The sequence below is a fragment of the Janthinobacterium sp. GMG2 genome, assembly GCF_033949445.1.
Taxonomy (GTDB): Bacteria; Pseudomonadota; Gammaproteobacteria; order Burkholderiales; family Burkholderiaceae_D; genus Janthinobacterium; species Janthinobacterium aestuarii.
This window is the reverse complement of the sequence record NZ_JAXAWA010000006.1, coordinates 12,900-30,852: the sequence shown is the minus strand read 5'-3', so window position 1 is coordinate 30,852 and position 17,953 is coordinate 12,900. Positions and strand designations below refer to the sequence as shown.

Here is a 17,953-nt window from a genome sequence, read left to right as displayed (position 1 = left end):
CCATTCAGCCGTCGGCCGCTTTATTGATAGAGAGTCAAGTATATGAACACCCCGCCGCGCCACGACGACGACAACGCCGTCATCATCGCCAATACTGTTGCCTGGTTGGAAAAGGCCGTGATCGGCCTGAACCTGTGCCCGTTTGCCAAGGCCGTGCACGTCAAGAAGCAGATCCGCTATGTAGTGTGCGAATCGAGCAATCCCGAGGATCTGCTGGCGATGCTGATGGATGAGCTGCAAACCCTGGCCGACACGGATCCCGAGCAGATCGACACGACCCTGCTGATCCACCCGTACACTCTGAACGATTTCCTCGACTACAACGAGTTTCTCGACGTGGCCGATGCGGCCGTGGAAGACATGCACCTGGCCGGCGAGCTGCAAGTGGCCAGCTTCCACCCGAGCTACCAGTTTGCCGAAACGTTCGAGGACGATATCAGCAACTACACGAACCGCTCGCCGTACCCGACCCTGCACCTGCTGCGCGAAGACAGCATCGAGCGCGCCGTCGAGGCGTTCCCGGAAGCGTCGGACATCTTCGACAAGAATATCGCCACCCTGGAAGCGCTGGGCACCGAAGGCTGGGAAAAGCTCGGCCTGCCGAAGGTATCCTGATGGCTGACAAGGAATTGCCGCCGCGTCCAGACACGCCCTGCGTGGCCGTGTGCTCGACGACTTTCGATGAAATCTGCCGCGGCTGCGGCCGCACCGTGGTGGAAGTGGCCCACTGGGTGTCGATGACGGATGAAGAGAAGGAAGTGGTGTGGGTGAGGATACTGGCGCAAGGGTATCCGCGCCGGAATACCTGATTTAACCCAACGGCAACTGCTGGGGTCAGACCCGACGGGGGAATGCTTCCCAATGGGAAGCATTCCGATTCCGAAGGAACTGACCCCGGTAGTGTTGACGCTAACGATCAATAGCTGCCGATGAAGTCTTTCTTGCCGACTTCGATGCCGTTATGGCGCAGGATGTCGTACGCCGTCGTCGCGTGGAAGAAGAAGTGCGGCAGCGCGTAGTGGAACAGATAGGTCTGGCCCGTGAAGTGTTTGGTCTTTTCGCCGCTGCCGGTGGTGATGGCGCGCGTTTCGCTGCCGTCGATGTCCGCTTGCGGCAGGCTTTCCAGGAAGGCGATGGTTTTGACGATGCGTGCTTTCAGTTCGGCAAAGCTCTGCTCGCTGTCTTCATACGGTGGCACGGCCACGCCGGCCAGGCGCGCGCCGCAGCCCTTGGCGAAGTCGGTGGCGATCTGGATCTGGCGCACGAACGGCAGCATGTCCGGGAACAAGCGGAATTGCAGCAGGGCGTTCGGGTCGATTTTCTTGTCTTGCGCGTGCGTTTCCGCCTTGTCCAGGATGGCGGCCAGGCTGCCCAGGATCTGTTTGAAGACGGGGATCGAAGCGGAGTAGATGGAGAAGGTCATGGTGGTTCCTCTAGGGTAAAGTGGCGCGATGATAGCAAGCTAAGCGTTTTTCTGCTGGCGCCGGCCGGGCGCGCCGGTCAGCGTGTGGTTTTTCAACCCTGTTTATATGACATGAGGTTGCCGCTGGCGCGTGTTTATTGGTGACTTACCCCGCTTTTTCCATGCATAATTGCTCCTGAAAAAAGTTTCTTCCCGCCTGACCACCCGAATTCCCCTGTAAAGTTCAATGATCGCCCGCCTGATCCCTGTTGCCCTGTTGCCGCATGTTTAATTCACCTTACCAGCGCCTGCGCGCCAGCCTGCGTGTGCTGTACGGTTCGTCGATCTATGGCGCCCTGCTGCTGGTGGTATTTGGCGGCCTTGTCGTGCCCGCCATCTTCGGCAGCTATGTGCTCGTCGGCGTGCATGAGCGCCAGTCGGCGCGCACCAGCCTGAACGAAGCCTTGCAGCGCAATGTCGATATCCTGGCGCTGGGCATGCAGGAGTCGCTGTGGAACATGAATGCGGAATCGGCCCACTCGCTGGTCGAGTCGGTGATGCGCGACCGTTCCGTGCTGCTGGTGAAGGTGCTGGGGCAGGGCGACACGGAATTCATCAGCCTGCAGGCGCCGCAGCGGCCCGTGGGCAATCTGTACCGCGCCGAGCGCGACATCCTCGTGCGCGGCGAACGCATCGGCCACGTCGTCGTCGAGATGGACGACGCGCGCAGCCAGCAGGAGCTGCGCGAAAAGCAGATGTCGTATATTTTCGTGCTGGGCGCGCAGCTGGCCGTGTCGATGGCACTGATCGTGCTGTTCCTGAACCGCCGCCTGTTGAAGCCCCTGCGCCGCCTGACGCGTTTTTCCGACCGTCTGTCGCACGGCGATTTCGACACGCCGCTGGCTTCGCACAGCAATGACGAACTGGGTCGCCTGACGGCCCAGCTCGAGCAAATGCGCGCGGCCATCGGCCAGCTGTTCGAGGATGTGGGCCAGCGCGAAGAGCGTTTCCGCACCATCGTCACGCAGGTGCCGGGCGCCGTCTTCCGCTACCGGCCCGATGGGCCCATCGATTTCGTCAGCGATGCCATCGAAGACATTTCCGGCTATTCGGCGCGCCAGTTCATGCGCGGCACCACGCATGCCTGGGCCGACCTGATTTGCCCGGAAGACCGCCGCGAGCACCGCCGCGCCGTCGGCCGGGCCGTGCTCGACGAACGGCCATATGCGCTGGAATACCGCATCGTCGACGCTTTCGGCATCGAGCGCTGGGTGGCCGAGAATGGCCAGCCGCAGGTGGGCGAGCAGGGCGTCATCTGGATCGACGGCATCATCGCCGACATCAGCCAGCGCAAGCACCACGAGATGCGCATCGAAGCGCTGCTGACGGAGCAGAGCGCCATCCTCGACAACGTCATGTTCGGCGTGATGTTCGTGCGCCACCGCCGCATCATTTCCGTCAACCGCCGCTGTGAGGAACTGTTCGGCTACGGTCATGCCGAAATGACGGGCAGTTCCACCGCCATCGTGTTTACGAGTTCGTATGACTTCGAAGAGGCGGGCGAGCGCCAGTATCCGGCCCTGGCCGCGGGTGGCGATTTCAGCGAGGAGCGCCAGTACAAACGCCGCGACGGCAGCCTGTTCTGGGCGCTGGTGAGCGGCTGCGCGCTCGATCCGCTGCGCCCCAACGAAGGCAGTATCTGGGTGTATGCCGATATCACGGCGCGCAAGGAAGCCGAGGAGAAACTGCGTTTATCGGCCACCGTGCTCGAACACATCGCCGACGGCGTGATGGTGGTCGACGCCGATGGCATCATCGTCACCGTCAATCCCGCGTTCACGCAGATCACCGGTTACGCTGAAGCCGAGGCGCTGGGGCAGCATGCGTCGCTGACGCGTTCCGAGCGGCACGACGCCGCGTTTTACCAGTCCTTGTGGGATGAACTGGCCGTCTCGGGTTTCTGGCGCGGCGAGATCTGGAACCGGCGCAAGAACGGCGAGGTGTACCTGGAATGGCTGACCATCAGCGCCGTGCGCGACACGCGTGCCGTCACCACCCATTACGTGGGCGTGTTCAGCGACATCACCCTGATCAAGGAATCGCAGGAAAAGCTCGATCACATGGCCCACCACGATCCGCTGACGGCGCTGCCGAACCGGCTGCTGTTCCATGACCGCCTGCAGCACGCGCTGCTGCGCGCCGCGCGCGACCAGGAGCAGCTGGCCGTGCTGTTCATCGACCTGGACCGCTTCAAGAACGTCAACGACACCCTGGGCCACCATGTGGGCGACGAATTGCTGCAAAAGGTGGCCGGCCAGCTGGCGGCCCGCCTGCGCGAAGGCGATACCCTGGCGCGCCTGGGCGGCGACGAATTCATCGTCCTGCTCGAACGCATCGATGGCGAGTATGGCGCCACGCAGGTGGCGGAAAAGCTGATGACCATGTTCGACCAGCCGTTCACGGTGGCCGGCCACGAACTGTTCGTCACCTGCAGCGTGGGCATCAGCCTGTATCCGGACGATGCGCTGGACTTGAACATGTTGATCCGCAATGCCGACGTGGCCATGTACCAGGCCAAGGCGCGCGGGCGCAATGGCTACCGCTTCTATGCGCCGTCGATGACGGGCGAGGGGGTCGAGCGGCTGCGCCTGGAAACCTTCCTGCGCCGCTCGATCGAAAAGAACGAGATGTTCCTCAATTACCAGCCGCAGGTGGAAATCGACACGGGCCGCCTGGTCGGCGTCGAGGCGCTGGTGCGCTGGAACCACCCGGAACTGGGCCTGGTACCGCCGGCCCGCTTCATCCCGCTGGCCGAAGACAGCGGTTTCATCAACCAGCTGGGCAAATGGGTGCTCGACGAAGCGTGCCGCCAGATGATGCGCTGGCAGGCGCAGGGCTTGCACGTGCCGAAGATGGCCGTCAACCTGTCCGTAAAACAGTTCGAGCGGGGCAGCATCGCCGGCATGGTGGCCGCCATATTGAAGGAAACGGGCCTCGAGCCGCAGCGCCTGCAGCTGGAAGTGACGGAATCCGTCATCATGAACACGGGGGACGCCCTCGGTTTCATCAACGACCTGCACGCCATCGGCGTGGGCCTGGCCATCGACGATTTCGGCACCGGCTATTCCTCGCTCGCGTATCTGAAACAGCTGCCCGTGCAAACCTTGAAAATCGACCGCTCCTTCATCAAGGATATCTCGACGGACGTCAATGACGAGGCGATTGCGATTGCCATCATCCAGCTGGGCAAGAGCATGCATTTGTCCGTGATTGCCGAAGGCGTGGAGACGGAAGAGCAGGCCGCTTTCCTGCTGCGCCATGGCTGCAAGCTGGCGCAAGGTTATTTTTATAGCCGTCCGGTGCTGGCACAGGATATGCTGGAGCGCTGGATCGATCACTCACTACTATAAAGGACAGCCCATGGCCGCACACTCCTCCCCGTCGCGCCGCCGTTTCCTGCTCGGCGGCCTTGGCCTCGGCGTGGCCGGCGTGGGCGCCCTGGTGCTGGGCTGGGGCGTGCTGCCGCCGCGCCAGCGCCTGCATGGCAGCGCGCCGCTGCCGCTTCAGGATGGCGCGGTGGCCTTGAACGGCTGGCTGGCCATCGGCACGGATGGCACGGTGACCCTGGCCATGCCGCGCAGCGAGATGGGGCAGGGCGTGCATACGGCCTTGCCGATGCTGGTGGCCGAGGAACTCGACGTGCCGTTGGCCAGCGTCAAACTGATACAGGCGCCGAACGATAAAATCTTCGGCAATGTCGCCATGCTCAAGGATAGCCTGCCTTTCCATCCGGACGACCAGGGGCGCTTGAAGGCGCTGGCGCAGTGGACGGTGGCCAAGGCGGCGCGCGAACTGGGCGTGATCGTCACGGGCGGCTCGTCGAGCGTGAAAGATGGCTGGGGCCCCATGCGCGAGGCGGGTGCGTCGGCGCGTGCCATGCTGGTAGGCGCCGCCGCCGCGTTGTGGCAGGTGCCGGCCGCGCAGTGCCGCACGCAGGACGGTGAAGTGCTGCATCCGGACGGCCGGCGCGCCAGCTACGCCAGCCTGGCGCAGCGCGCCGCCGCTATCGATCCGGGTACGCCCGTGCTGAAGTCGCCCAAGGATTTCAAACTGATCGGCCAGCCGGCGCCGCGCCGCGATACGCCATCGAAAGTCAATGGCAGCGCGCGTTTCGGCATCGATGCGCGTCCGCCCGGCATGCTGTACGCGGCCCTGCATCTGCCGCCGCGCCTGGGTGATAGCCTGTCCGCGTTCGACGCGGCGCCCATACTCGCCATGCCCGGTGTGAAAAAAGTGCTGGACCTGACGCCGCAGCTGGCGCAGCGCAGCGTCTCGTGCGCGGCCGTGGTGGCGGACACCTGGTGGCGCGCGAAGCAGGCGGCGGCCGCCTTGCCGACGCAGTGGAAGGCTGGCCCGCAAGCGAACTTGTCCAGCGCCGGCGTCTACGCGGAATTTGCCCGCCTGTTGGACACCGAAGCCGGTTATGCCTATCACGCCAGCGGCGAGGTGGAAAGTAAAGCCGTGCAGGGCATGCGGCAGGTCAGCGCCGAGTACCGCGCACCGTTCCTCGCGCATGCCGCCATGGAGCCCGTCAACTGCACCGCGCAGGTGAAAAATGGCAAGGTGATGCTGTGGGCCTCGACGCAGGCGCCCGGCATCGCCGTCGACGTGGCGGCGAAAGTGGCCGGCGTCGACGCGAAGGATGTCAGCATCGAGGTGCTGCTGCTCGGTGGCGGTTTCGGCCGCCGCCTGGAAGTGGATATGGTGGCGCAAGCCGTGGCCATCGCGCTGCAGTGCGATGGCGCGCCCGTGCAGCTGGTGTGGACGCGCGAACAGGACACAAAGCACGATATGTACCGTCCCGCCGCGCTGGCCCGCTTTGCGGCTCGCCTCGACGAGCATGGCCGCATCGCTTCCTGGGACAATAAATCCGTCAGCGGCTCCATCACGCACCAGTACCTGCAGCGCAATTTCGGCTTGCCCGGCGCGGGGCCGGACAAGACGACGGCCGAAGGCGAATTCGACATGCCGTATGAAATCGCCAACCAGCGCATCGCCCACGTGATCGCCGACAGTGCCGTGCCGGTCGGCTACTGGCGCTCGGTCGGGCATTCGCACAACGCGTTCTTCAAGGAAAGCTTTATCGACGAGCTGGCGCATGCGGCAGGGCAGGACGGCATCGCCTTCCGTCGCGCCATGCTGGTGCGGCATCCGCGCCATTTGGCCGTACTCGATGCGGCCGTCGCCAGGGCGGGCAGCCCTCCGCCCGGCCATGCGCATGGCGTGGCCTTGCACCAGTCGTTCGGCAGCATCGTCGCGCAAGTGGCGCAGGTCTCGGTGGAAAACGGCGAAATCCGCGTGCAGCGCGTCGTGTGCGCCATCGATTGCGGCATCGCCGTCAATCCGAACATCATCGCCCAGCAGATGGAGTCGGCCGTGCTGTTCGGCCTGTCGGCGGCGCTGGGCGGCGAGATCACGTTCAAGGAGGGGAGAGTCGAGCAGGGCAACTTCCATGACTACCCCGTGTTGCGCATGGGGCAGACGCCCGAGGTGGAAACCATCATCATCGCCAGCGCCGAGCATCCGGAAGGCGTGGGCGAACCGGGCACGCCGCCGATTGCGCCGGCCGTGGCCAACGCCGTGTTCAGTCTGACGGGGAAAAGGCTGCGCAGCCTGCCGCTGCGCCTGGCTTGATGTGGATCAGGCCAGGGTGGCGGCAAGCATGTGGCGCAGATTGCAGTCGCGCTGCCAGTCGCGCCGTTCCTGCGTGCTGCCGGCCAGCGCGGCCAGTTCCTCGGCGCTGAGCGCCTGCTGCGCCTGCACCATGCGGTGCGCCAGGCCGCCGTCGGGCAGCACGGTGCCGAAGAAGGCCACGTTGTCTTCGCGCTGTATCAGCAGGGTGGGGAAGTTGTCGATGTCGAGGTCGCCCACCACGTCGGCCTGGTCTTCGATGTCGATCCAGACGAAGACGGTGTCCGGGTGGCGCGCGGCCAGTTCCTCGAACGTGGCGCGGTAGCTGCCGCAGGTGCCGCACCACAGCGCGCACAGGCAGGCCACCGTCCAGCGCGGGCCGGCCAGGGTTGCCGCGACGTCGGCGCGGTTATCGGTCGTGAGGGTCAGGCTGTGCATGGTCGTTTCTATTGGTAGGCGGATGGGCGCGGGCGCCCGATGCGCGTATTCTACCGCGCCCGGCGATGCCAGTCCCGGGAATGCATGGGCTTGTTTAGCCGTGTTTTTTGATGCAATCCACCTTTCTGGTGGATAATGCTGGTAATTGCGCGCTGATTACGCTGGTCCATGCTGTTTCCTGGCCCCGCAGCCTGACCCCTCCAGTCTGTTTTCATGCCCTGCCCGGTGTCAGCGCTCCCGCCTTTATTTATTTTTATTATGGAATTAGCCAGCTTATGTTGAGTTACCGCCACGCCTTTCACGCGGGTAATCACGCCGATGTGTTGAAGCATTATGTGCAGATTCAGTTGTTGCAATATCTGAATCAAAAAGATACCGCCTATAGTTATATCGATACCCACTCCGGCGCAGGCGTGTATGCGCTCGACGGCGGTTATGCCTCGAAAAACGCCGAATACGAAACGGGCATCGCGCCCCTGTGGGACCGCACGGACCTGCCGGCCTCGCTGGCCGAGTACATGAAGCTGATCAAGGAAATGAATCCGAGCGGCAAGATGCGCTACTACCCGGGTTCGCCGTACTGCGCCGACAAGGTCAGCCGCGAGCAAGACCGTCTGCGCCTGTTCGAGCTGCATCCAGCCGATGCAAAGATTCTGGCCGACAACTTCCGCAAGGTCGAGGCGCATGCGCTGGCCCAGGGTGAGCGTCCGACCGTGCGCGGCAAGCGCGTGCTCATCACCAAGGCCGACGGCTTCCAGAGCCTGAAAGCGCTGCTGCCGCCGCCATCGCGCCGCGCGCTCGTGCTGATCGACCCGCCGTATGAAGACAAGATGGATTACCGCAAGGTCAAGGATACCCTGGCCGACGCCCTCGTGCGCTTCCCATCCGGCATGTATGCCGTCTGGTACCCGGTGCTGCAGCGCATGGAATCGCGCCAGTTCGCCGACAAGCTCAAGCAGCTTCCCAGCTCGGACTGGCTGCACGTGACCCTGACGGTCAACACGCCGTCGCCGGACGGTTTCGGCTTGCACAGCAGCGGCATGTTCATCTTGAACCCGCCGTACACCCTGGAGCCGATGTTGCGCGAAGTCATGCCGTACCTGGTCAAGGTGCTGGGCCGCGACGATGGCGCGAAGTTTGTATTGGAAACGGGCAAGGGCGGACAGAAGAACACGGGCACCCGTCGCGTCTGAAGACACCTGACCAAACCTACTGCGCGTCGGTATAGGCGGCCTGCGATGCTCACCGTACTAGAGTACGGTTGCGCTTCTTAGCCACCGCTCCCTTCCGCTCGCTACGGTTTTGTCAGTTGTCGTGACTATCGTAGTGAGGCAAAGCAAAGCAAACGCCACGGCAAATATTTCCGTGGCGTTTGTCGTTTACTGTCCCAGCAACAGGAACACGGTCGGTTTCTTGTGGAAGTCGGGCGCCTTGCCGGCGGCTAATTGTTTTTTCCACTGTCCGCCATTCCACGTCTGCACGCTTTCCGTGTCCAGGCTCAGGTCGGTGGCGACGCAGATCAGCGTCGATGGCGCGCATTGCGCCACGAGCGCTTCCAGCATGGCGGCGTTGCGGTACGGCGTTTCGATGAACAGCTGGGTCTGCTTTTCATTGCGCGAGCGGCTTTCCAGTTCCTTGATGCGCTTGGCGCGCAGGGTGGCGTCCGTGGGCAGATAGCCGTTGAAGGCGAAGCTCTGGCCATTCAAGCCGCTGGCCATCACGGCCAGCAGGATCGACGACGGGCCCACCAGCGGGCGCACTTTAATGCCGTGCTGATGCGCCAGACGCACGAGGTCGGCACCCGGGTCGGCCACGGCGGGCACGCCCGCTTCCGATACGAGGCCCGCGTCGCGTCCCGCCAGCAGCGGCGCAAGCAAGCCGGCCAGCGCTTGCGCCGGGGTATTGACGTTCAGTTCGGAAATCGTGATTTCCTGCAGCGGCTTGGCCAGCGGATGCTGGTTGCCGATCAACTTCAAAAAGGCGCGCGCCGTCTTGGCGTTTTCCGCAACGAAATAATCGAGCTGCGACGTGATCTGCCGCACTTGCTCTGGAATGATGTGGCCCAGCGGGTCGCTTGCGCCGTCGGACAGGCCGAGGTGGTTGGGAATCAGGTACAGGGTGCCGGTCATATTGTTAGCTTTGTATTGGCCGGGGTCAGTCCCTTCGGGATCGGAGTGCGCTCCACTGGAACGCACTCCCCCGTCGGGTCTGACCCCAGGGTGATTAAAATGTGAAAAACGCCACACCCGCCTTGCGCAGCATGCCGGTGAGGGCGATCAGCGGCAAGCCGGTCAGGGCGGTCGGGTCGGTGGTGGCTATGCGTTCGAGCAGGGCGATGCCCAGGCCTTCGTTCTTGGCGCTGCCGGCGCAATCGTACGGCTGCTCGATGCGCAGGTAGGCGTCCAGTTCCGCGTCGGGCAAGTCGCGTACGGTGACGAGGGTCTGGACGTCTTCCACTTGCGCTACAGGCGGACTCTGGCGGCCGTCGAGCAGGCACAGTGCCGTGTGGAACACGGTCTGGCGCCCGCGCATGGTTTGCAGCTGCAGCAGGGCATTCGCATGGTTGCCGGGCTTGCCGATCTGAGCGCCATCGAGTGTGGCGACCTGGTCGGAGCCGATGACGAGGCTGTCAGGATAGCGGTCGAGCACGGCTTGCGCCTTGGCCTGGGCCAGGCGCAGGGCCGTGGCGCTGGGGCTTTCGCCTGGCAGGGGACTTTCGTCGAGATCGGGCACGGCCACCTCGAAGGGCAGGCGCAGGCGTTGCAGCAATTCCTTGCGGTAGGTCGAACTCGATGCAAGAATCAAGCGCGATGGGGCGGAAGTTGGTATCATTCGGTAGTGGATGGCGGCCGGCATGGCCGCGCTGGTCGATGTCAGTGGAATTTCACGCAAATTCCAGGGCGCAGAGCCCACAACTGAGGCTCCATGCGGCATGACGGTGTTGATGAAATGTCATGTTGATGGCAATAATTGCGTCAAAAAAGATGCTTAGCCTTTGACTCCGTGCTAAAAACCCTGTTATTATCGCAGGTTTTCCGGGGAAATTTTCTACCAATGAATGCTTTTGTGATCGACACCTTTGATTTTTGTCGTATCAGCGGGAGCCGCGAGGGTGTAACTCCTGTCGCTGAAATGACCCGGTTGACCAAGGATTGTGCAGATAGTTCCGGCGAGATCGCCTGGAAAATCGTCGGCGGCACCAGCAAGCTGGGCTACCCACAACTGACCTTGTCGGTCAACGGCACCGTTCAGCTGGTTTGCCAGCGCTGCCTGACTCCGTATGCTTACGCAATTGATTCGACGACCACTCTGATGCTGGGCAAGGATGACGAGCACGCGGACGAGATCGAAGAAATCATCAACGATGAATCGATCGACGTGATCGTCGGCAGCCGCAACATGGATGCCGCGGCCCTGATCGAAGATGAAGCCTTGCTGGCCCTGCCGCAGGTACCCAAACACGACGTCTGCCCCGATACGGCGCAGCTCGATGCTCTCAAGACTGAAAAGAAGTCGCCGTTTGCGGCCCTGAAAGACTTGAAGCCAGAATAAAGTAGTAAAGGGGTTTTCCCCATCAAAGAACGTGTCAAACGCGTGTTGTAATCGAGTATGGCAAGTGTAGTGAAATGTAATTGTAATAAACGATGTCGGTCCGGGCTATTTTCGGGTAGTCTTTGCCGCTGGGATACTCGATTCGCATGTATTTGCCAATCGATTGTGCTAAAATTTTAGAACTTATGTATTAGGAGTCATCATGGCAGTTCAACAGAACAAGAAAACCCCTTCCAAGCGCGGCATGCACCGTTCGCACGACTTCCTGGTCGCGCCGCAATTGAGCGTCGAGCCAGTTACCGGCGAAACACACATGCGTCACCATATCAGCCCTAACGGCTTCTATCGTGGCCGTAAAGTGTTGAAGACCAAAAACGACGAGTAATCGACGTTTTTGTTGGGTAAGATGAAAGCGGTGTTGCGTGGTTATTCGGCGTGGCGCCGCTTCTTCTTTTTTATCGGCTGCAATTCATCTTGCACACCCGTCATTTTGAATCACGCTGTCCAGGCCTGTGCATGACATGCTGCACCCTGCATATGCTCCAGTCCGATTCACATCTTGCCGCACGCCCGCAGCGGTATTGAATCAACACAAATGACAATCAAAATTTCTATCGACTGCATGGGCGGAGATCACGGTCCCTCAGTCACTATCCCCGCAGCAATTTCCTTCGTAAAACATGAGCCTGAAGCCGAACTGATCCTTGTTGGATTGGAAGACGTGATCCGTGCCGAACTGAAGAAACATAAAGCCGACACGCATCCGCGCCTGTCGGTATTGCATGCCTCCGAACAAGTTACCATGGACGATCCCCTGGAAGTGGCCCTGCGCCGCAAGAAGGATTCCTCCATGCGCGTGGCCATCGAACAGGTCAAGAACGGCGTGGCGCAAGCCTCCGTTTCCGCCGGTAATACGGCAGCCCTGATGGCCGTGTCGCGCTATGTATTGAAAACCATGTCCGGCGTCGACCGCCCGGCCATCTGCAGCATCTTGCCGAATCAAAAGAACGGCCCGACCTACATGCTGGACTTGGGCGCGAACGTCGATTGCGAACCGCATCACTTGCACCAGTTCGCCATCATGGGTTCCGTGCTCGTTTCCGCCATGGAAGGTATCGAGCGCCCGACGATCGGCTTGCTGAACGTGGGCACGGAAGATATCAAGGGCAATGAAGTGGTGAAACTCACCTCGAAGCTGCTGCAGGCCGACCATGAGCGTGGCGCGCTGAACTTCTACGGCAACGTGGAAGGCAATGATATCTTCAAGGGCACGACCGATATTGTCGTCTGCGACGGTTTCGTCGGCAATGTCACCTTGAAAGCCATCGAAGGCCTGGCGCGCTTCATGAAAGACGTGCTCACTTCCGAATTCAAGCGCAATCCGATTACCATGCTGGGCGCACTGATCGCCCGCGGGGCCCTGAAAGCCATCGGCAACCGTTTGAATCCTTCACGTTACAACGGCGCCAGCCTGCTGGGCTTGCGTGGCCTCGTCTTCAAGAGCCATGGCAGCGCCGATGCCTATTCCTTCGAATGGGCCTTGCGTCGCGCTTTTGATGCGGCAAAAAATGACGTGCAAGCGCACTTGGCCAGCATGATCGCCGAGCTGATGCCCCGCACGCCAGTTCCGGATGAACCTACATCAACAAGCTCTACCATTTAGTGGACGGGTACTTGCATGACTGTTTTTAGCAAAACTTACAGCAAAATTATCGGTACCGGCAGCTACTTGCCGGAGAAGCGCGTCACCAACCAGGACTTGACCGAACAGCTCGCCGCCAAGGGTATCGAGACGTCGGATGAATGGATCGTCTCGCGCAGCGGCATCTCGGCGCGCCATTACGCGGCGCCAACGCAAAATTCCTCGGACCTGGGCGTGGAAGCGGCCAAGAAGGCCCTGGAAATGGCTGGCCTGAACGGCAACGACCTCGACCTGATCATCGTCGCCAGCTCGACTCCCGATTTCTTCGGCAGCTTCCCCAGCACGGCCTGCATCGTGCAAAACAAACTGGGCATCACGAACAACTGCGCCGCCGTCGACGTGCAAGCCGTCTGCAGCGGTTTCGTGTATGCAGTGGCCACGGCCGACAGCTTCATCCAGTCGGGCATGCACAAGAACGTGCTGGTGATCGGCGCCGAAGTGTTTTCGCGCATCCTCAATTTCGACGACCGCGGCACCTGCGTGCTGTTCGGCGACGGCGCCGGCGCCATCGTCATGACGGCGTCAAAAGAGCCGGGCATCCTGGCCACCAAGCTGCACGCGGACGGCCGCCACTCGAACATCCTCAGCGTGCCGGGCAGCCTGGCTGGCGGCGCGCTCGACGGTAGCGCCTTCCTGTACATGGATGGTCCGGCCGTCTTCAAGCTGGCCGTGTCCGTGCTGGAAAAAGTCGCGCACGAAGCCCTGGAACACGCCAACATGACGTCGGACCAGATCGACTGGCTGATCCCGCACCAGGCGAACATCCGCATCATGAACAGCACGGCCAAGAAACTCGGCTTGCCTCTGGAAAAGATGGTGGTCACCGTCGACCAGCATGGCAACACCTCGGCCGCTTCGATCCCGCTGGCGCTCGACATCGCCGTGCGCGATGGCCGGGTCAAGAAGGGCGACAACGTCATGATGGAAGGCGTGGGCGGCGGCTTTACCTGGGGCGCCGTGCTGGCAAAGATGTGATGGCCGAAGGCTGATTTCGGGGGCCGACCCGTTGGGTCGTACCCCAGCAGTTGCATTTGGTTCTCTGAGTAAATAGTAAAAAAAACGGAGTCGACATGACACAATTTGCATTTGTTTTCCCAGGCCAAGGCTCGCAAGCGATTGCGATGCTCGACGGTTTCGCCGGCAACCCCGTGGTTGCGCAAACCGTGGCCGAAGCGTCGGATGCCCTGCAATTCGACCTGGGCAAGCTGATCGCCGAAGGTCCGAAGGAAGAACTGGACCTGACTACCAATACGCAGCCGGTAATGCTGACGGCGGCCGTGGCCTTCTACCGCGCCTGGCTGGCGGCCGGCGGCCCCGTGCCGACGGTCGTGGCCGGTCACAGCCTCGGTGAATACTCGGCGCTGGTCGCCGCCGGCGTCATCTCGTTCAAGGATGCCGTGCCGCTCGTGCGTTTCCGCGCGCAAGCCATGCAGGAAGCCGTGCCGGTGGGGCAGGGCACGATGGCTGTTGTGCTGGGCCTGTCGGATGACGACGTGCGCGCCGCCTGTGCGGAAGCGGCGGCGGAAAACCCGGCCCTGGTGGTCGAGCCCGTCAATTTCAATGCGCCAGCACAAGTCGTCATCGCCGGCCATACGGCGGCAGTCGAGCGCGCCTGCGAACTGGCCAAGGCCAAGGGCGCCAAGCGCGCCATGAAGCTGCCCGTCTCCGCGCCATTCCACTCGTCGCTGCTGAAACCCGCATCGGACCGCTTGCGCGAATACATGGCCGGCTTGACGTTCTCGGCGCCGCAGATCGCGCTGATCAACAACGTCGACGTGGCCATCGTCAACGACGTTGCCGGCATCAAGGATGCGCTCGTGCGCCAGGCGGCCAGTCCCGTGCGCTGGGTGGAAACCATGCAAAAAGTGGCGGCCGACGGCATCACGCAAGTGATCGAATGCGGTCCGGGCAAGGTCCTGATGGGCCTGGCCAAGCGCATCGATCCCGTGCTCGTGGGCGACGCCATCGTCGACCAGGCATCGCTGGAACGCATTTTGACCCAGCTCAAATAAACATCAGATCGCGGCAGCTTGCCTGCCGCGCTTGCTTTTAAGGATACTCATGAATTTAGTAAATCAAGTCGTGCTGGTCACGGGCGCCTCGCGCGGCATCGGCCGCGCCATCGCCACCGAACTGGGCAAACAGGGTGCTACCGTCGTCGGCACCGCCACCTCGGAAAGCGGCGCGCAAGCGATCACCGATTACCTGGCCGCCGAAGGCGTGACGGGCAAGGGCCTGGTCCTGAACGTGACCGACGCGGCGCGCTGCGCGGCCGTCGTCGATGAAGTGCAGAAAACCTACGGCAGCCTGTCGATCCTCGTCAACAATGCGGGCATCACGCAAGACCAGCTGGCCATGCGCATGAAGGATGAAGAGTGGGACAGCGTCATTTCCACCAACCTGTCGGCCGTCGGCCGCCTGTCGCGCGCCGTACTGCGTGGCATGATGAAAGCCAAAACTGGGCGTATCATTAATATCACGTCGGTGGTGGCTTCGTCGGGCAATCCGGGGCAAATGAATTACGCGGCGGCCAAGGCCGGCGTGGAAGGCATGAGCCGCGCCCTGGCGCGCGAAATCGGCAGCCGCAACATTACCGTGAATTGCATCGCGCCGGGCTTCATCGATACCGACATGACCAAGGCCCTGAGTGAAGAGCAGCACGCGGCCCTGTTGACGCAAATTCCCCTGTCCCGTCTGGGCAAACCGGAAGACGTGGCAGCAGCGGTAGCCTTTTTGGCCTCGCCGCAAGCGGCCTATATCACGGGCACGACCCTGCACGTGAACGGTGGAATGTACATGAATTGATGTGAAAGCTAGACGGGGCGGGCGTTTGTGGCATGATTCAACGGTCGTTTTTGTCTATAATCGCATCTTTTAGCAGCAGCTTCGGTCGAATTAGCAGCAGACACCGAAATTAGTATTCGGACGCGCAAACCTGATAAAATGCGCGCACTTTCCGTAACACACACTTTGGAGCCATAACATGTCGGATATCGAACAACGCGTTAAGAAAATCGTCGCTGAGCAACTGGGCGTTGCAGAAGCAGACATCAAAATCGAATCCTCCTTCGTCGACGATCTCGGCGCCGATTCCCTGGACACCGTGGAACTGGTCATGGCCCTGGAAGACGAATTCGAAATGGAAATCCCTGACGAACAAGCTGAAAAAATCACCACCGTGCAACAGGCGATCGACTACGCCACCGCACACGTCAAGGCCTAAGCCTGTCTGACCGACTTCAGGAGAATCGCTTGAGCCGTTCTAAAAACCGTCGTGTTGTTGTCACCGGCCTGGGCTGCGTTTCACCTGTCGGCAATACTATTGCCGAGGCGTGGGGCGCAATCATTGAAGGTAAATCCGGCATTGCCACGATTACCAAGTTTGATGCACAGCCATTCACCACGCATTTCGCTGGTGAAGTCAAAGGCTTCAATATCGAAGAGTACATCTCCGGTAAGGAAGCCCGCCACATGGATACCTTTATCCATTACGGCATGGCTGCGGGCATCCAGGCGATGCAGGACTCTGGCCTGGAAGTGACCGAAGAAAACGCCGAGCGCATCGGCGTGATCATCGGTTCCGGTATCGGCGGCTTGCCGCTGATCGAGGAAACCAAGTCCGAGTACGAAAAGCGCGGTCCGCGCCGTATCTCGCCATTTTTCGTGCCTGCCTCGATCATTAACATGATCTCTGGCAACCTTTCGATCAAATATGGTCTGAAGGGCCCGAACCTGGCAATCGTTACAGCGTGTACCACCGGTTTGCACAGCATCGGTGCCGCAGCGCGCATGATCGAGTACGGCGATGCCGACGTCATGATCGCCGGCGGTGCTGAATCGACCGTGTCGCCACTGGGCCTGGGCGGTTTCGCTTCGGCGCGTGCCTTGTCGACCCGCAACGACGATCCGGCAACGGCATCGCGTCCGTGGGATACCGACCGCGACGGCTTCGTGCTGGGCGAGGGCGCTGGCGTCATGGTGCTGGAAGAGTACGAGCACGCGGTGGCCCGTGGTGCCAAGATCTATGCCGAAGTGCATGGTTTCGGGATGAGCGCAGATGCTTATCACATGACCTCGCCGCTGGAAGATGGTAGCGGCGGCAGCAAATCGGTGATCGCGGCCCTCAACAACGCTGGCTTGAACGCGGATCAGATTCAGTACCTGAACGCGCACGGCACGTCGACCCCGCAAGGCGACGTGGCGGAAGTGATGGGCATCAAACGCACCTTCGGCGAGCACGCCAAGAATCTGGTTGTCAACTCGACCAAGTCGATGACGGGCCATTTGCTGGGCGGCGCGGGCGGTCTGGAAGCGGTGTTTACGGTCCTGGCATTGCACCATCAGGTGTCGCCACCGACCATCAACATCTTCAACCAGGATCCGGCTTGCGATCTCGATTTCTGTGCCAACACGGCGCGGGATATGAAGATCGATTATGCAGTGAAGAATTCGTTCGGCTTCGGCGGAACGAATGGCACGCTGATTTTCGGTAAAGCGAAATAAGCAGGAACTTTCAAGCGCTCGCTACGGTCAAACTGTAGTGAGCGCTGATTCGGCGCCAACGTTCGTTGGCGCCTGAATTTGCCCGGCATGTTGCCGGCGCGCCTTTTTTTCCCATGAAGTATGTCAATCGCGGTAGTGGCTGTCATTCGCACGCCTGTCTGTTTGCGCCTGTTGCAAGCGGCGCTGGGACTGTGTGCCTTGCTGGCTGCCTGGCCCTTGAGCGGTGCGTGGCGCGTTGCGGCCGTATCCGGCCCTGGCCCCGTCCAGTTGGTGGGCGCTTATGCGCTGGGCTGGAGCGGTGCGCTGCTGAGTGCGGCTGGCGGCGTGTTGTTGCTCGCTTTGCTGCGCAGGCGCAGAAAGCCGCACACGCTTGATATTTCGCCGGTTGGCCAGTTGCGGCTGGCGGTATATCTGGAGCATGGCGGGGTGCCAATGATGGATGCCAGCGCGGTGATGGAGTCGGCCGGCGCGGGGCCGTTGGTGCCGCCGGGGCTGCGCCTGTTACCGGGCTCGACCCTGTGGCCGTCGCTGCTGGTGCTGTGCCTGGCAGATGCTGCCGGGCGGCGTACGGATGTGCTGGTGCAGCGCGGCGGCAGCTGCGCCGCCTTCCGCCCGCTGGCCGTGGCGTGCCGGGCCATCGCGGCGCGGAATGGGGAAGAATAAAA

Annotated in this window: 18 protein-coding genes; 14 read left to right on the top strand and 4 right to left on the bottom strand. The window is 61.6% G+C overall.

Annotated elements, in window-relative coordinates; all coding sequences use genetic code 11:
- The first annotated feature begins 42 nt into the window (after positions 1–42).
- Both SKZ59_RS20625 and SKZ59_RS20620 read left to right on the top strand, forming a co-directional pair.
- Positions 43–615, top strand: coding sequence for a DUF1415 domain-containing protein (locus SKZ59_RS20625; protein ID WP_319992807.1), 573 nt, complete (start codon positions 43–45; stop codon positions 613–615).
- Positions 615–809, top strand: a complete 195-nt coding sequence (locus SKZ59_RS20620) for a DUF1289 domain-containing protein (protein ID WP_034749680.1) — start codon at positions 615–617, stop codon at positions 807–809. Before SKZ59_RS20625 ends, SKZ59_RS20620 begins: the two co-directional genes overlap by 1 nt.
- A gap of 107 nt (positions 810–916) precedes the next feature.
- Here the strand turns inward: SKZ59_RS20620 and SKZ59_RS20615 are convergent, their stop codons facing one another.
- Positions 917–1,423: a DUF1993 family protein gene (locus SKZ59_RS20615; RefSeq protein WP_034779265.1), complete on the bottom strand. Its 507-nt coding sequence runs from the start codon at positions 1,421–1,423 to the stop codon at positions 917–919.
- Between the two features lie 263 nt (positions 1,424–1,686).
- On the opposite strand from SKZ59_RS20615, the gene SKZ59_RS20610 reads away from it, so the two are divergent.
- Complete coding sequence (locus SKZ59_RS20610; RefSeq protein WP_319992806.1) at positions 1,687–4,812, top strand: EAL domain-containing protein; 3,126 nt, start codon at positions 1,687–1,689, stop codon at positions 4,810–4,812.
- A gap of 10 nt (positions 4,813–4,822) precedes the next feature.
- A complete protein-coding gene (locus SKZ59_RS20605; protein WP_319992805.1) occupies positions 4,823–7,096 on the top strand; it encodes a xanthine dehydrogenase family protein molybdopterin-binding subunit in 2,274 nt (757 codons plus the stop codon).
- A gap of 6 nt (positions 7,097–7,102) precedes the next feature.
- On the opposite strand, the gene SKZ59_RS20600 is transcribed toward SKZ59_RS20605, so the two are convergent.
- Entirely contained in the window at positions 7,103–7,531 is a 429-nt protein-coding gene (locus SKZ59_RS20600) for a thioredoxin family protein (protein ID WP_034749668.1), read from the bottom strand.
- Positions 7,532–7,806: 275 nt separating this feature from the next.
- Between SKZ59_RS20600 and SKZ59_RS20595 the strand changes: the two genes are divergently transcribed.
- Positions 7,807–8,724, top strand: a complete 918-nt coding sequence (locus SKZ59_RS20595; protein WP_034749665.1) for a 23S rRNA (adenine(2030)-N(6))-methyltransferase RlmJ — start codon at positions 7,807–7,809, stop codon at positions 8,722–8,724.
- A 186-nt stretch (positions 8,725–8,910) separates the two neighbouring features.
- On the opposite strand, the gene SKZ59_RS20590 is transcribed toward SKZ59_RS20595, so the two are convergent.
- Both SKZ59_RS20590 and SKZ59_RS20585 read right to left on the bottom strand, forming a co-directional pair.
- Complete coding sequence (locus SKZ59_RS20590; RefSeq protein ID WP_034749662.1) at positions 8,911–9,660, bottom strand: SAM-dependent methyltransferase; 750 nt, start codon at positions 9,658–9,660, stop codon at positions 8,911–8,913.
- A 94-nt stretch (positions 9,661–9,754) separates the two neighbouring features.
- Positions 9,755–10,363, bottom strand: a complete 609-nt coding sequence (locus tag SKZ59_RS20585) for a Maf-like protein (protein WP_070302286.1) — start codon at positions 10,361–10,363, stop codon at positions 9,755–9,757.
- 222 nt (positions 10,364–10,585) lie between these two features.
- Between SKZ59_RS20585 and SKZ59_RS20580 the strand changes: the two genes are divergently transcribed.
- The 9 genes from SKZ59_RS20580 (at position 10,586) to SKZ59_RS20540 (ending at position 17,951) form a co-directional block, all read left to right on the top strand.
- The gene (locus tag SKZ59_RS20580; RefSeq protein ID WP_070302036.1) at positions 10,586–11,083 is read left to right on the top strand and encodes a YceD family protein; all 498 of its coding nucleotides are present in this window, start codon (positions 10,586–10,588) and stop codon (positions 11,081–11,083) included.
- A gap of 202 nt (positions 11,084–11,285) precedes the next feature.
- Positions 11,286–11,468: a 50S ribosomal protein L32 gene (gene rpmF / locus SKZ59_RS20575; RefSeq protein WP_034749653.1), complete on the top strand. Its 183-nt coding sequence runs from the start codon at positions 11,286–11,288 to the stop codon at positions 11,466–11,468.
- A 210-nt stretch (positions 11,469–11,678) separates the two neighbouring features.
- Positions 11,679–12,746 carry a phosphate acyltransferase PlsX gene (gene plsX / locus SKZ59_RS20570; RefSeq protein ID WP_034749647.1) on the top strand — a complete coding sequence of 356 codons (1,068 nt, stop codon included), beginning with the start codon at positions 11,679–11,681 and terminating at the stop codon, positions 12,744–12,746.
- Between the two features lie 15 nt (positions 12,747–12,761).
- A complete protein-coding gene (locus SKZ59_RS20565; RefSeq protein WP_034749645.1) occupies positions 12,762–13,760 on the top strand; it encodes a beta-ketoacyl-ACP synthase III in 999 nt (332 codons plus the stop codon).
- A 95-nt stretch (positions 13,761–13,855) separates the two neighbouring features.
- The gene (gene fabD, locus SKZ59_RS20560) at positions 13,856–14,797 is read left to right on the top strand and encodes an ACP S-malonyltransferase (protein WP_035820249.1); all 942 of its coding nucleotides are present in this window, start codon (positions 13,856–13,858) and stop codon (positions 14,795–14,797) included.
- A gap of 49 nt (positions 14,798–14,846) precedes the next feature.
- On the top strand, positions 14,847–15,590 hold the full coding sequence (fabG, locus tag SKZ59_RS20555) for a 3-oxoacyl-ACP reductase FabG (protein WP_070280212.1): 744 nt from the start codon (positions 14,847–14,849) through the stop codon (positions 15,588–15,590).
- 178 nt (positions 15,591–15,768) lie between these two features.
- A complete protein-coding gene (acpP, locus tag SKZ59_RS20550) occupies positions 15,769–16,008 on the top strand; it encodes an acyl carrier protein (RefSeq protein ID WP_008449912.1) in 240 nt (79 codons plus the stop codon).
- A 29-nt stretch (positions 16,009–16,037) separates the two neighbouring features.
- Positions 16,038–17,288, top strand: coding sequence for a beta-ketoacyl-ACP synthase II (fabF, locus tag SKZ59_RS20545; RefSeq protein ID WP_034749634.1), 1,251 nt, complete (start codon positions 16,038–16,040; stop codon positions 17,286–17,288).
- Between the two features lie 120 nt (positions 17,289–17,408).
- Positions 17,409–17,951, top strand: coding sequence for a hypothetical protein (locus SKZ59_RS20540; RefSeq protein ID WP_319992804.1), 543 nt, complete (start codon positions 17,409–17,411; stop codon positions 17,949–17,951).
- Positions 17,952–17,953: the final 2 nt, after the last annotated feature.